Source organism: Lysinibacillus sp. RS10, from assembly GCF_041956855.1.
Classification (GTDB): Bacteria; Bacillota; Bacilli; order Bacillales_A; family Planococcaceae; genus Lysinibacillus; species Lysinibacillus xylanilyticus_A.
The window spans coordinates 411,266-425,581 of the sequence record NZ_CP167122.1 but is presented as its reverse complement, the minus strand read 5'-3'; the positions used below and the strand labels follow the sequence as shown (position 1 = coordinate 425,581).

Here is a 14,316-nt window from a genome sequence, read left to right as displayed (position 1 = left end):
ACGAAAATCATCTATTAGTTCAAGAATTTCAGACACAAAAAAACCCCCTTTCATCCGCAAAAACACGAATAAAAGAGAGTTTAATTTTCGTAATAAATAGTTGTACGTTAGCAATTTATTTTACTAACTAAGAACACACGTTAAGGTATTGATATACCAACATTTCAGCATGTGTAAGACCTCAACAATTCACAAGGTCTATTCCCACTCGATTGTTGCTGGTGGCTTAGATGTAATGTCATACAGCACGCGGTTAACGTGTTTTACTTCGTTTACTAGACGTACAGACACTTTCTCTAATACATCCCAAGGAATACGTGCCCAGTCAGAAGTCATACCGTCGATAGATGTTACCGCACGGATACCGATTGCGTAGTCATACGTACGAGCATCGCCCATTACGCCAACTGAACGGATGTCCGGTAATACCGTGAAATATTGCCAGATGTCACGATCAAGGCCAGCTTTGGCGATTTCTTCACGTAGGATGAAATCAGATTCGCGTACGATTTCTAGTTTTTCTTCTGTTACTTCACCAAGTACTCGGATACCTAGACCAGGACCTGGGAATGGTTGACGCCAAACGATTTTTTCATCAAGGCCAAGCTCTAGCCCTAATGCGCGCACTTCATCTTTAAATAATGTGTTAAGTGGCTCAATTAATTTGAATTGCATATCTTCTGGAAGACCACCAACGTTATGGTGTGATTTAATAGTTTGGGCAGTTGCTGTACCAGATTCAATGATATCTGTATAAAGCGTACCTTGTGCTAAGAAGTCCATTCCTTCAAGTTTAGCCGCTTCTTCATCGAATACGTAAATAAATTCGTTACCGATAATTTTACGTTTTTTCTCTGGGTCAGAAACGCCAGCAAGCTTATCCATGAAACGTTGACGTGCATCAATTTTAATAAGATTCATATCAAAGTCTTCAGTGAATGTTCTCATTACTTGTTCAACTTCACCTTTACGGTTTAAGTTGTGGTCTACGAACATACAAGTAAGCTGATCACCAATTGCTTTATGAATTAATACGGCTACTACAGAAGAGTCTACACCGCCTGAAAGTGCACATAATACTTTTTTGTCCCCTACTATTTCGCGGATCTTTGCGATTTCAAGTTCAATGAAGTTTGCCATCGACCAGTCGCCTTTTGCTTCACAAACATCGAACACGAACTGACGTAATAAGTCATTACCGTATACAGAGTGACGTACTTCTGGGTGGAATTGTACTGCGTAAAGTTTACGTTCTACATTTGCCATTGCAGCGATTGGGCAAGCAGCACTTGTTGCGATTACCTCAAAGCCAGCAGGCACTTCTGTTACATGGTCACCGTGGCTCATCCATACGATTTGTTCTGTTGGTAACTCACCGAATAGTTTGTTTGAAGCTGTTACTTGGATCTCAGCTTTACCATATTCGCGTGTTTCAGCACCTTCTACTTTACCACCTTGTGTATGTGCCATTAATTGCATACCGTAGCAAATACCTAGGATTGGTAAGCCTAATTCGAAAATAGCAGGGTCTACATGAAAGGCCTTTTCATCATAAACAGAGTTTGGACCACCTGAAAAGATAATACCTGCTGCGTTCATATTTTTAATTTCTTCTGCTGTAATCGTATGTGGATGTAACTCACTGAATACACCAAATTCACGGATACGACGCGTAATTAATTGGTTAAATTGGCTACCGAAGTCAAGAACGACGATTTTTTCTTGCTCTTTTAATAAAGGGCTAGCTGACAATATTTCCACCTCTTCTACTATTTTTAAAGGAACTTTTCATATGTTCAAAGAAAAACGCGTATGAAAGTAAAAACTTCCTACGCGTTCATAAGCTCTTAATTTATAAAGGCGAATGCGTAGCAAAGACAAGTATTTTACTAACCTTCTCACCTATCCAAAACATTCACCTTCATAGAGAAATCATTTTTGGTGATTTCGTAGAAACATCCGAACCTTATTATCGAACTTATATGAAAGCAATCCTAATCATATATAATTTTTTTTAATTTTACTCTTTGTCCCCATCAAAATCAACTGATAGTGCGATTGATTAAATATTCCCAACTTTCTTTTAGTTTCATAAAATCAACCTCTTGTTTATCCTTGCCATAAATATGTTGTTCATATACAGCGGTCAGTTTTAGCATCTGCTCTGTCTCTAACGATGCATCAACTCGTTCAGCAAATGCTCGTAATGTCTCGCCATCTTTCCGGCGTAATCCAATACGAGATAATTGCTTCGTTAAAGCATGGTACGAAGCATCAAAGTTTGTCCAGTTCGCTTCTTTTTTACGATATGCGCGTACTTGCATTTTAGGTATCCACGTTTTACGTTGCATAAACAGCGTAATGCCAACGATAATCATCAAAATGCCTAGAGCAATCCATACATAAGTAAGTTTTTTAACCCACGTCCATACTGTATCTAAGCTAAACGTTGAGCTAGATGTTTCTTTCTTTGGTGCTGACTCTTCCTTCTCTGGTTGCTCTTGTTTTTTTTCTGGCTGCAATACTTGCTCTTGCTGAGGAGTGTCTTGCTTTATATCATAGTCAATATTAACATTCCCTGAAAAGCCAATCGTTGGTTCGAACTCCATCCAGCCAGTTCCAGGTACATATGCTTCTACCCACGAGTGTGCATTATCATTCGTAATTCGATATTCACGTAAACCATCTGACATCGGACCAGATTCACCAGGTGCAAAGCCTTTTACCCAGCGTGCGGGTATCCCCACGGAACGTAGGAGCACGACCATTGATGTTGAGAAATTATCACAGTAGCCAATTTTAGTTTCAAATAAAAACTGGTCAACATAATCTTGATCCTCAGCTGGGATTGCTACTTCTGTTTTATCGTATCTAAAGCCATGAGTTGAAAAATATTTTTCAACTGCTTTTATTTGATCGTATACCGAAGCTTTATCTTGTGTGATTTCTGTCGCTAAATTCCCAACACGTTGTGGAAGTGTATTTGGCAACTGTAAAAAACGATCAAAGGACGAATCTAATGTTCCTAACATGGACGGTTTTGACGTTTGGAGCTGCTCCATGCTATATACTGGCTCACTATAATCTATCGTATAGTTAGACAATAATTTTGACTCGCCATTTTGTTGCTCTATTGCTATTTTTTCAGTACGTCCATCCTGAATAAACAAGGGTGAATCTTGGGCAGAAACAGATAGCATGCCATACGTTTGAATTAAAAATGGCATTGGAGCAGCGATATCCATCTGAATCTGGCGTTCATTGTCAGGAGTTCCAACTTGTAACGAAGTTAGGATAGGGGTATTGTTCTGATAGACATTTTGTCCGAAGTTCCCATCTGAAAGAATCCAGCCCTTCGATGTATAAGTATCCTTTGTATCGATTCTCCAATAATGACGATCACGGGAAGTTGCAGTGAAAACTAGTGTATTATCACCTTGAAACGGTCCCCCTAATCGGCTATCATCCTCGCTGTAACCAACTGTTTTTTTACCTGTCCCTAAGTCCCCTTGCCCTGCAACCCCTTGAATAAAAGGCACTGGATCAGCCCAAGTCGGACCTACCTTAGGTAAAAAGAATGCCACTGTACTAACAAGCATTACCGAAACAATCATCGGTATAACTAGCTTCCACTTTCCTATTACATTGCCTGGTGCATCCGTTTGAAGCCATAAGCGTTTGACAAAAAGAAAGCCCGTCATCATTAATCCAAGTACAATAACTTTAACAATTGCCACCTTTCCATCATATTCACTAAACGTATCAAGCGTGGCAATAAAGAATACCGTTAACGCAAAGAAATAGAATATATTTTTCTTCACGGTGATCCAGTGGTGAATTAGATATATTAACATCCAAATAAGCGCAAGGAATAGCATAGTCCTAAACGCATCTGATACTTGTCCAAAATCGCCCGAAAGAATGACTGACATATTCCATTTCCATTCATTTATCAAAAAGGGTAATGTCTGTCCAGAGAAAAAGGGATTATCACTATAAACAAACACTATAAACCAAGTAACATAGCCAAATTTCACTAATCCCGACAGAAATGGATGTACTTGAAATAAACTGAGAATCAGTGATAGACCAATAAACACTAAAAATAAATGCAACCCACCTGTATTTGTTAGCTCCATTACAGGAATAAGCCATTCACGTAAAATTAGAAAAATAATTACGTATGCTATTGCTAATTCTATAAAATCTCCTTGTGATTTTTTCACGGCTTCATCACCTCCGTGAACAAATGGTAATAATCTGTTGGATTTACATACACAACTCGAATTTGCTTATAACGCTTTACTAGCTCTGATTGCATAGGTGGCTGCTCCGCGACTACAAAACAAATACAGCTTTTTACCCTAGTGGCAAGAGTATGAAGTAATTCATCTGATACTTCACTCGTAACATACAGTAATGTTGCAACATGCTTAAAGACATGTTGATCTCGTAATTGGAATTTGACAGTCTCCGCAGGTTTTAAAGCAGCTAAATGATGCATTACTTGATCTAGCTGCTTATTACCTTGAATAATCGGAAACACCTTCGTTTGAGCACCAGCTGAAACAATTGAAATATCTCCACGTTCTTCAACAATTGTTTGTAACATCGATGCCACAAGCTCAATTTTTTCTTCAAATAACGGAGTCTTTTCGGCATGGAGTACCAACATTAACTCCTGTGATTGACGATCTTCAAATTCCTTAGATTGCAATGTTTGCGTTTTCGCAAATGATTTCCAGTGAATCCATGAAAAACGGTCTCCTGGAACATATTCACGTAAGCCAACAGCCATTGAAGTATCCTTAACAATCGAATAAGGTGACATCATTGTACCAACATCAAATTTTGTTTGAAGTGCGGCATACTTCATCTCTCGTACTCTCGGATAAATTAAAATGACTTGTTCCTTTTCCGCCACAACTTTCTTTTTTGCCCAGCCAAAAAAATCACAGAAAACAATAGTAACACCTAAGTAACGATGCTCGCCACGGGGCATATTTTCCAGTACGTAATTCCAACTAAATTTCTTCCTGAAGCCTACAAACTTAATGGCATTTGTTCCTTGCACTTTCGATTGAACAAGGGCTTCACTGTTTACAAGTTCCTCCATCAGCATATAAACAAACGGAAAGCGCGTTTTTCGTTCTACCGTAATTGTAACCTTAGCAGATTGTCCACTCTCAATATGAGAAGGCTCAATTTTGCGTTCCACAAGTAAAATATCTTCTTTTACTAATAAGAAAATAAATGCATATAACAAAAACGGACTAACCGTAAAAAATACAAACCAGCTGACAAACCCACCTTGGAACATGGCATAACAAAACGTTATGATCAATAACAAAAATATTAATAAGAAATGTTTACTTTTCTCTATTAAAGCTTGCCATTTCTTCATTGCTCCGCAAACCTTTTTGTTGGCACAGGTGTTTTCGCAATAATACGCTCGATAATTTCCTCTGCCGTCACGTTATCATAACGGGCATCTGGTTTTAATACTAAACGATGGCTAAAAACAAATGGCACTAAATATTGGACATCGTCAGGAGTAACATAACTACGCCCTTTTATAAATGCATAAGCTTGTGAGGCTTTCATTAAAGCAATTGTTGCCCGAGGGCTTACTCCTAAATGTACATAGCTATCTTCCCTTGTTAGAGTCGCTAGCTCGACCATATAATTTTTAACAGAGCCTTCAACATATACTCCCTGTACAAGCTCCTGTAGTTCAATTAATTGTGCAACAGTTAGCACAGATTCAATTTTTTCAATCGGCTTACCATGTTCAGCTCGGCGTAGAATCTCCACTTCTTGTCCTCGTGTAGGATAGCCCATTTTTATTTTTAGTAAGAAACGATCCAGCTGTGCTTCTGGTAACGGATATGTGCCTTCATGCTCTATTGGATTTTGAGTGGCCATAACGAAAAATGGCTGGTTAATGATTAAGGTTTTACCATCAACTGTGACAGATGCTTCCTCCATCCCCTCAAGCAAAGCAGATTGTGTTTTCGGAGATGTACGATTAATTTCATCCGCTAAAATGACATCTCCCATAATCGGACCAGGTCGAAACTCGAATTCCAACGTTTTTGGATTATAAATAGATACCCCTAAAACATCTGATGGCAATAAATCAGGTGTAAATTGAATTCTTTTAAACTGCGCATCAAAGGATTTTGCCAGTGCTCGCACCATCATTGTTTTGCCGACACCTGGTACGTCCTCAAGCAAGACATGTCCCCTTGCCAGCATGGCTACTATGCTAAGCTCCGCAACCTCTCTTTTGCCGATCATTACTTTTTCTATATTCTCTAATACATCTTGTATTTGTGAATTCATAAATCAAAAAACCTCCTATTTCACCCAACAATTGTTTGAATTGCACGATAACTTTCTTAAGCATATCGAAATATGTTTTATAACACAATTATATGAAGCGTTCATCTATTACTTTATCCTCATAGTTCGAGCAACCTGCAATTAATTAGTAGTAATAAAACCTTAGCATGAAAAAGAAGGCTTGTCTGAATTCTCGTTCAAACAAGCCTACCTCCTAGTATAACGCCATTACCTCTCAGAATGTTACAGATTTAATTTTTTTAACCATAAATTCTCTAATGAAGATGAATTTTCTTGTAAAAGTATTTCCTCTAATTCACCAGAAATAAGTATGTTTCCTTCATGTAAAACTAACACATCGTCCGCTACTTCCTCCGCAAAAGCAAGCAAATGCGTGGAAAATATTACAGTACAACCCCTTGTTTTTTCTTCTAACATCATTTTTTTGAGCTCTGCAATCCAAAACGGATCTAGACCATTAGTCGGCTCGTCTAAAATAAGCAAAGAGCCTTCACCAAGTAAGCTTTGGGCGAGGTTAAGCCGTTGACGCATCCCCTTTGAGAAATGCTTTACTCTTTGCTTTCGAACATCCCATAAAGCAACGCGTCTCAGGACATCTTCTTGTTCTTCTTTACCGATTTTCTTCAAAGAAGCAAGAAGTTGTAAAATTTCTGCTGCTGTTAACATGGACGGAAAATCCACATCATCAGGCATATATCGAATAGCTTGTGGCTTATGCCATATTATTTCTCCTGATTTTTGTTTTTCCTGACCGGTTAGCAGGCGAATTAAAGTACTCTTTCCTGCACCATTTCCTCCTACAAGCGCTAAAATACGCCCTGCTTGTAAAGAAAAGGAGGCTTCTTGAAGACCTCTATTATTGTCATAGATATTCGATAATTCCTTTGCTTCTAATAGCATCATCTTCTTTCCCCTTTCTTCAAAAGTGCGCTAGCGTAAGCTAATGGACATGCTATCCAAAGTAATGTCACCGCCACGTACACAGCATAACCTAGTGGTGACGAATAAAACTGCGTTATATCATAAAATGCTGGGCCAAGCACACTAGCCTGATCTGTAAAAATAAAGTAGCCAAAGCGTAGCCACTCTACAGGATTAATGTGCATCGCTATAATCGTCAGTTTTTGTAGAACGTGCCCCGCAACAACAGTTCCAATAGCCATTAAAGCGTAAGAGATAAGCAATAAAAAAATTGACCAAAAAACAAGTGATAACGACAGTGCATATAATCTTGTTTTCGCAAATGCTCCAACCGCAATGGCCAATGACACGAAAATGAATATACATAGCAATGTCAGGATAATGAAAATAATCGGTAAACGTACTCCACCTAAAAATCCACCAAGCGCTAGTATAACCCCAAATGCCACTACAACAACCAATAAAAAGGCCAGCACGGTTGCCATATACTTTCCTGCAATATATTGCGTACGTGTCATCGGATATGTCTTTAATAAAGAAAACCACCCTGATTCCACGTCACCAGCTACGCTCATACTTCCGATGGTTAATATAAAAAGTGGTAATAAAAACAGCAATACATTTAAAAACGAGGCTGTTTGTCGTGTAAAGCCCTCTACATCTGGTAATGCCATTTGCTGAATGACAATGATAGCTGTAAAAACAAGTGTGAAAAGTATACCGACCAGTTGCATCCAACGACTTCTGAGCATTTGCTTCAATTCTAGTTTGATAAGCATACTATACATTACTCATGGATCCCCCATTTAAAATCGTGTAAATCCGTATAAGTAAGTAGCTGACCGTCCCCCTCTGTAGACATCCACTCCTGTGCCGCTTCCTTCGTATCGAATGCAACTACCCCATAATTCATCGGTGTCCAATAATCCTTGTTGTACACATATACAGCTTCAAAAACGTCAATCCATTCATCTTTTGCTGCATCTTTTATATAGGCTGCTCCAACCTCATCTTCGCCATTTGCTTCTATATATTCCATAAGACAGCCAATGTCATCGAAAATTTCATAATCACCATTCTTCAACGCAATCTGACCAGCATATGCATTATGAACTATACTCATATTGCAAATTTTACAAACATCAGTTTCACTAACTATTTCACGAGGCTCATATGTTTTTTCACTACACCCTATCAACATAACGCAACATAGCATTACAATTATCATCCATTTTTTCATTCTGTTATTCCTCTTTTCCATAGCCATAAACTACTTAATAGTAAGGATAAACCTAATAGCATTTGCACGATATTTATCTTATTCTTTTCTTTCTTACCCTCCATCGCCAATCTCGGAGTATGATCAACGAGCATATTCTTTTCAGTTTTGTTAATTTGCTGATCAAGCGATGTCAGCAGAATGACACTCGGAGATTCTACAAAATATTGGTAAACAGGCTGACGTACCATCCATTGACCAAAGCTTGACACCGCCACGTACGGTACATCACCGAGACCATTGTCTTCTAAATCAATTCCCGAATAATCATCATAATAATTGCTTTCTAGTTTAAAGCCTTGCTTATCGGAGCGAGCAGTTAAAATATTACCTGTAAAGTTATTATTACTAGCTTTCGTGTCGTCACTCACCTTCGTGCCCTCAAGAGCTGTTTGGTTCATCTGAAAATCATTCGTTTCAATTTGAACATTTGAACTTTTCTGCAATGCTACACCCGTTCGATTATTCTTGATGGTGTTATGCTTAATTTTTGCTTGCTGTACATCGTAGAGGAGCATACCGTAGCCATTAAAATCAATATGATTTTCTACTGTATTGCTTTCAAGGTGGATGTCTGTTGTCATCATAATCATAAGACCCGTGACATTATGATGGTATGTATTCAAAAGTGCTTCAGCATCACTCGTATACATAAAATGCGTACCGTAACGACTGTTCGTAACCTTATTTCGTTGGACTACGATACGCTTTACATCCTCTACATAAATTCCATCCTGCACTTGCTCAATAGTATTGTTCTCGATCATGATGTTCTCACTCTTAAAAACAGCCAACCCATTACCTTTTCTTGAATAATGCCCCACATTACCGGTCACATTAACTTCATGTATACGTACATTTTTAGAACGTTGTATATGAACGCCGGAATGAACGTCTTTAATTTGTAATTTATGTAGCTCAAGTCCATCTACATTACTAGCAACAATCGCTTTGTTTTTTCCTGATAAATTTATATTTTCTACAGTTATATTGGCAGTATTTTCAATTCGAAGTGCTGGCTCGTTTTTTTCTGCAATTAGTTCAGTTCCCTCTTCACCTTTTAACATTATCGGTTTTGTCACGATGAAATTGCCATGGTAACGACCAGCAGGAATATGTACAACCTCTCCAGGTTTGGCTGCATCAATTGCATGCTGTACATCGAAATCTGCGTACACCGTCTGGCTTATGAATAGAAAAAACAATAAGGCAAACCCTATTTTTTTCATCAATCCCTTACCTCCCAGTTCAGCACGAAAAGACTAGAGGAATTCCCCCTAGTCCATTCGATTAATGACCTTGACCATCATGATTCTTCTCTTCCATATGCATAGAGTCAGATTCACCTTTGGCTTCTTTTTCAGCTTTTTCTTTCATTTTCTTGTTACGACGCTCTAATGCATCGTCTTTAATTTTTTGTAATTCTTCTACATGTGCAGTTGGATTGTCAGCTATATATTTGTCAGCATCAGCTTTATCATTGAAATAAACATATCCCCAATTCATCGGAGATTTTAGGTCTGTTTTGACGATCGTTGCATCATCAACCTTTACCCAATCTTTTGTATTAAAATCACGTACAAATTTTTCGTTCTTTTCATTATTTGCAACCTCAGCATTTACTAAACAGCCGATGTCATCATAAAAGGCAATTGTTCCATCCTCTTTAATTGCTTGAGTAGAAAATTCACCCATCTCTTCGTCCTTCATATATACTTTCATATTACACATTTCACACATCGTATCTTCTTTCGGCTCTTGTAAACGTGAATCAGCTACAGAAGTTTCTTTTTCAGACTTATCCTTTGCTTCTGCTTCAGTCGCCGCAACATCTTGCTTAGATTCTTCTTCCTTAACTTTCTCTTTTTCCGTACCACAAGCCGCGAGTAATAGTAATACCGCTAGTACAGGTAACCATAATTTTTTCACAACTACTTCCCCCAATTTCTTTTTTCTGTTCCTACTAAACACTTTACAGGTAAGTTGTGAAATAAGTTAAAAATTACTGTGAAGCATTGGAAAAATTATCTTGAATATTCATTGAACATCTCGATTTCAAATATTTTGAATATAATATATATAATCTCCATTTTTTGTGATTTAAATTAAAAGTTAATGAAATAAAGGTATACCAGACCTGTTGTCGAAGTTTCTTTTAATTACTATAAATTAAAATGATATGCCAGAGGATACAACCCTTGCCGAAGTAGTTGATTGGAGTGGAGACTGGGCGACTCCTTGGGGATTATCGATAGAGGAACGAAGACTAAGAGCATCACATCCTGTGATAACGCCTTCGTGACCAACATCGTGCTGCTGCCGCTACGTTAGCACTACGCTTTCGCGCAAAAAACATCTATTGCCCCAAGCGGCTCATCGGACGCCCCCAGGAAGCTCTGCGCGAAAGCGAAGCGTCAGCGGCAAATGTTTTATCTGTGCGAAAGCGAAGCGTCAGCAACAAATGTTTTATCTGTGCGAAAGCGAAGCGTCAGCAACAAATGTTTTCTGTAGCGAAAGCAAAGCGACAGCTACAAATGTTTTCTGTAGCGAAAGCAAAGCGACAGCTACAAAGCGCCCAGCCGGAACGGAAATCGCCCTCCTTTAAAGTCCACAACATTCTTAAGGATTTCATTAACATCATTGTATTTTTTATCACAATAAAAAACTCTCTACATCCAAAATGATGTAGAGAGTTCGATTTATGATGTTATACAGAAGAGCGGTAACTATTGAGAAGCTTCTTTCGCTTGCTGACAAGACTTAGCTTAACGGCAGTTTCATTTAATTCATTGCGTATTTGTAAATCGTATGCGCCGTCCAAATAACTAGCCTCTATTTTATTTGAGCGTTGTTGAAGTTGTTTAGTGTTGTCCGTACTCTTCTTATCTTTATTTTTTTGCATACTCTTTTTAAACTGTTGTTTCGGATTTTGTCCAAAATTGTGACTTATATCCCCTGCATGTAAATACTGTTGCTCGTTCCGAAATATACTACTTGTCGTCGCACTTACTCTAGAAGTCCTCATAAATAATTACCCTCCTTTACTTTTTATCAACTCTATAGGTATTTATATCGACATTATATGCGAAAAATTAACAGCGTAGAACCGAATCTTAAAAAAAAAGGAGAAAAGGGCTATCCGAAAAAGTAATAATCACTTTTTCTTATAACTCTTTTCCCAAATATTTATTGGCTTATCACAGAAGTTAAGAATGACATTTGTTAAAGCGTATGCCATGCAGATAAGTTGATTGGAGTAGAGACTGGGTGATAGCCTATATATTACTTCCAAAAATCATCAAATATTGTAATCGGCATATGACGTTTATGTTGAGAACGTAAATAATGCCCTTCTAATGTTTTACGAGCTTCTTCAGGGATTTCCTTCCCTTCTAAATAATCATCAATCTGGTCATATGTCAGACCAAGTGCTGCTTCGTCTGGTAAAGAAGGGCGATTTTCCTCTAAATCTGCAGTTGGTACCTTTAAATAAAGATGCTCCGGGCAATTAAGCGCAGTTAATATTTGTTTACCCTGACGCTTGTTGAGACGGAAGATTGGCATTAAATCCGCACCACCATCTCCAAACTTAGTGTAAAAACCTGTAATTGCTTCTGCAGCATGATCTGTCCCAAGCACAACAGCATTATTCATAGCAGCAATAGAATATTGCACCTTCATTCGCTCACGTGCCTTTTCATTTCCTTTTACAAAATCACTTACCTCAATACCTGCATTAGCTAATGATTCCATACTAGCATCGACGGCATTTTTAATATTTACTGTGAAGGTTTTCGTAGGTTTAATATAATCAATGGCATCCTGACAGTCCTTTTCATCAGCCTGCACACCATATGGTAAGCGGACAGCCCAAAATGAATACTTTGCTTCCCCGACCTCGGCATTTAACTCATCAACTGCAAGCTGTGTTATTTTTCCCGTTAATGTGGAGTCTTGACCACCTGATATCCCGAGAACAAATCCCTTTACAAAGCTATAGCGACGAGCATATTCCTTTAAAAAATCGATGGATTTGCGAATCTCTTCCTGCTCATCAATAGTAGGTAATACACGTAATTCCTTAATGATTTCTTGCTGTAATGTCATTTTGTCCTTCACTCCTTACGCTTTACAATCGATTGACCATTTCACTTACTTCTTCAATATTACGCATTTTATTATTCCAGCATTTTTGGCTTAAATCGACTGGGTATTCCTCAGGATTCATGGCGCGTTTATATTCATCCCATAACAACTCTAAATTATTAGCTGCATAATCGCGCATTTCTTCCAAAGTAGGATTTTGATAATGTATTTCACCATTTTTAATCACATGATGATGTAAATTCTTAGCTTCAAAGTTCGTTACAAATTTTGATACGAATGTATGAACAGGGTGGAACATTTTAATTCTTTCCTCTGATTGAGGATTTTCATCTTGCATCGTGATGTAATCTCCCTCTGCCTTGCCATTCTTTCTATCAATAATGCGATATACGTGTTTAAGACCTGGCGTCGTTACCTTTTCAGCATTCGCAGAAATTTTAATCGTATCTTCTAATTGCCCATCGTTATTTTCAATAGCGACCATTTTATAAACAGCCCCTAAAGCTGGTTGATCATATGCAGTAATAAGCTTTGTACCAATTCCCCACACATCAACTTTTGCACCTTGAGCCTTTAAGTTTAAGATCGTGTATTCATCTAAGTCATTTGATACGATAATTTTAGCGTTTTGGAAGCCCGCCTCATCTAACATACGTCGTGCTTCTTTTGACAAGAAAGCTATATCCCCACTGTCTAATCGAATTCCAATAAAATTAATTTTGTCTCCAAGTTCTTTAGCCACTTGGATCGCTGTTGGCACACCCGATTTTAACGTATTATAAGTATCTACAAGGAATACGCAATCACGATGACGTTTTGCATAGGAGTGAAATGCATCATAATCATTTTTATAGGCCTGTACAAGTGCATGTGCATGTGTACCTGATACTGGTATATTAAAGAGTTTACCTGCTCGCACATTACTAGTTGAAGCAAAACCACCAATAAACGCCGCACGCGTTCCCCAAATTGCTGCGTCCATCTCCTGAGCGCGTCGTGTACCAAACTCCATCGCCACTTCATTTTTTATAATTTGTTTAATACGACTAGCCTTTGTTGCAATTAAGGTTTGGTAATTCACAATGTTAAGTAATGCGGTTTCAATTAGTTGCGCCTCCACTAACGGCGCTTCAATGCGGATAATTGGTTCATTAGCGAAAACAGTTTCTCCTTCCACCATAGAATACATATCTCCAGTAAAACGAATATTTTTTAAATACTCGATAAAATCCTCTTTATAACCAACCTCTTCACGCAAATACGCTATGTCCGAATCACTAAAGCGAAAATCACGTAAATACTCAAGAATTCTCTCTAATCCCGCAAAAATTGCATAACCATTGCCAAAAGGTAATTTTCTAAAATATAGTTCAAAAACTGCTTTTCTATTATGTATACCATCAGCCCAATACGATTCTGCCATATTGATTTGGTACAAGTCCGTGTGTAGCGCTAAGCTATCATCTGCATAGTTTGATCTCACAAGAAACCCCTTCTTCCGCTTTGATAATTAGTCCTAGTATACACTATATACCCAAATTCTTGCGTTTTACATTCCTCTATTTTAATGTGAGGTTTCCTCACATTAAAATCAGAAAATTTTGAATCATACACATTTTAGACACATTTTTTAGTACCGCTTT

Annotated in this window: 13 protein-coding genes and 1 riboswitch; of the genes, 1 reads left to right on the top strand and 12 read right to left on the bottom strand. The window is 38.0% G+C overall.

The window, feature by feature from the left end:
- Positions 1–198 precede the first annotated feature (198 nt).
- The 9 genes from guaA to ACB089_RS02200 all read right to left on the bottom strand — a co-directional run bounded on the left by guaA (position 199) and on the right by ACB089_RS02200 (position 10,495).
- Positions 199–1,752 carry a glutamine-hydrolyzing GMP synthase gene (gene guaA / locus ACB089_RS02240; RefSeq protein WP_368638157.1) on the bottom strand — a complete coding sequence of 518 codons (1,554 nt, stop codon included), beginning with the start codon at positions 1,750–1,752 and terminating at the stop codon, positions 199–201.
- A gap of 152 nt (positions 1,753–1,904) precedes the next feature.
- Positions 1,905–2,006: riboswitch (purine riboswitch) on the bottom strand.
- A gap of 36 nt (positions 2,007–2,042) precedes the next feature.
- Positions 2,043–4,226, bottom strand: a complete 2,184-nt coding sequence (locus ACB089_RS02235; protein WP_374965130.1) for a DUF3488 and DUF4129 domain-containing transglutaminase family protein — start codon at positions 4,224–4,226, stop codon at positions 2,043–2,045.
- A complete protein-coding gene (locus ACB089_RS02230) occupies positions 4,223–5,404 on the bottom strand; it encodes a DUF58 domain-containing protein (RefSeq protein WP_374965128.1) in 1,182 nt (393 codons plus the stop codon). The genes ACB089_RS02235 and ACB089_RS02230 overlap by 4 nt, the downstream gene beginning before the upstream one ends.
- A complete protein-coding gene (locus ACB089_RS02225; protein WP_368638154.1) occupies positions 5,401–6,345 on the bottom strand; it encodes an AAA family ATPase in 945 nt (314 codons plus the stop codon). Before ACB089_RS02225 ends, ACB089_RS02230 begins: the two co-directional genes overlap by 4 nt.
- A gap of 243 nt (positions 6,346–6,588) precedes the next feature.
- Positions 6,589–7,269: an ABC transporter ATP-binding protein gene (locus ACB089_RS02220; RefSeq protein WP_374965126.1), complete on the bottom strand. Its 681-nt coding sequence runs from the start codon at positions 7,267–7,269 to the stop codon at positions 6,589–6,591.
- Positions 7,266–8,075 (bottom strand): ABC transporter permease, encoded by an 810-nt coding sequence (locus ACB089_RS02215; protein ID WP_374965124.1) that lies wholly within the window; start codon positions 8,073–8,075, stop codon positions 7,266–7,268. Before ACB089_RS02215 ends, ACB089_RS02220 begins: the two co-directional genes overlap by 4 nt.
- A complete protein-coding gene (locus ACB089_RS02210) occupies positions 8,075–8,527 on the bottom strand; it encodes a nitrous oxide reductase accessory protein NosL (protein ID WP_374965122.1) in 453 nt (150 codons plus the stop codon). The genes ACB089_RS02215 and ACB089_RS02210 overlap by 1 nt, the downstream gene beginning before the upstream one ends.
- A complete protein-coding gene (locus ACB089_RS02205; RefSeq protein ID WP_374967648.1) occupies positions 8,524–9,795 on the bottom strand; it encodes a nitrous oxide reductase family maturation protein NosD in 1,272 nt (423 codons plus the stop codon). Before ACB089_RS02205 ends, ACB089_RS02210 begins: the two co-directional genes overlap by 4 nt.
- 61 nt (positions 9,796–9,856) lie before the next feature.
- Positions 9,857–10,495, bottom strand: coding sequence for a nitrous oxide reductase accessory protein NosL (locus ACB089_RS02200; protein ID WP_068986408.1), 639 nt, complete (start codon positions 10,493–10,495; stop codon positions 9,857–9,859).
- Between the two features lie 430 nt (positions 10,496–10,925).
- Here ACB089_RS02200 and ACB089_RS02195 point away from each other — a divergent pair, with 430 nt between their 5' ends.
- Positions 10,926–11,171: a hypothetical protein gene (locus ACB089_RS02195; protein ID WP_374965120.1), complete on the top strand. Its 246-nt coding sequence runs from the start codon at positions 10,926–10,928 to the stop codon at positions 11,169–11,171.
- A 102-nt stretch (positions 11,172–11,273) separates the two neighbouring features.
- On the opposite strand, the gene ACB089_RS02190 is transcribed toward ACB089_RS02195, so the two are convergent.
- From ACB089_RS02190 to ACB089_RS02180, 3 genes are all read right to left on the bottom strand, one after another.
- Positions 11,274–11,591 carry an NAD synthetase gene (locus ACB089_RS02190; protein ID WP_374965118.1) on the bottom strand — a complete coding sequence of 106 codons (318 nt, stop codon included), beginning with the start codon at positions 11,589–11,591 and terminating at the stop codon, positions 11,274–11,276.
- A 257-nt stretch (positions 11,592–11,848) separates the two neighbouring features.
- On the bottom strand, positions 11,849–12,673 hold the full coding sequence (nadE, locus tag ACB089_RS02185; protein ID WP_374965116.1) for an ammonia-dependent NAD(+) synthetase: 825 nt from the start codon (positions 12,671–12,673) through the stop codon (positions 11,849–11,851).
- A gap of 22 nt (positions 12,674–12,695) precedes the next feature.
- A complete protein-coding gene (locus ACB089_RS02180; RefSeq protein ID WP_374965114.1) occupies positions 12,696–14,156 on the bottom strand; it encodes a nicotinate phosphoribosyltransferase in 1,461 nt (486 codons plus the stop codon).
- Positions 14,157–14,316: the final 160 nt, after the last annotated feature.

Coding starts and splice junctions, on each gene's coding strand:
- ACB089_RS02215 (WP_374965124.1), bottom strand. CDS start 8,075: ATGTATAGTATGCTTATCAAACTAGAATTGAAGCAAATGCTCAGAAGT.
- ACB089_RS02190 (WP_374965118.1), bottom strand. CDS start 11,591: ATGAGGACTTCTAGAGTAAGTGCGACGACAAGTAGTATATTTCGGAAC.
- ACB089_RS02225 (WP_368638154.1), bottom strand. CDS start 6,345: ATGAATTCACAAATACAAGATGTATTAGAGAATATAGAAAAAGTAATG.
- ACB089_RS02230 (WP_374965128.1), bottom strand. CDS start 5,404: ATGAAGAAATGGCAAGCTTTAATAGAGAAAAGTAAACATTTCTTATTA.
- nadE (WP_374965116.1), bottom strand. CDS start 12,673: ATGACATTACAGCAAGAAATCATTAAGGAATTACGTGTATTACCTACT.
- ACB089_RS02205 (WP_374967648.1), bottom strand. CDS start 9,795: ATGAAAAAAATAGGGTTTGCCTTATTGTTTTTTCTATTCATAAGCCAG.
- ACB089_RS02220 (WP_374965126.1), bottom strand. CDS start 7,269: ATGATGCTATTAGAAGCAAAGGAATTATCGAATATCTATGACAATAAT.
- ACB089_RS02210 (WP_374965122.1), bottom strand. CDS start 8,527: ATGAAAAAATGGATGATAATTGTAATGCTATGTTGCGTTATGTTGATA.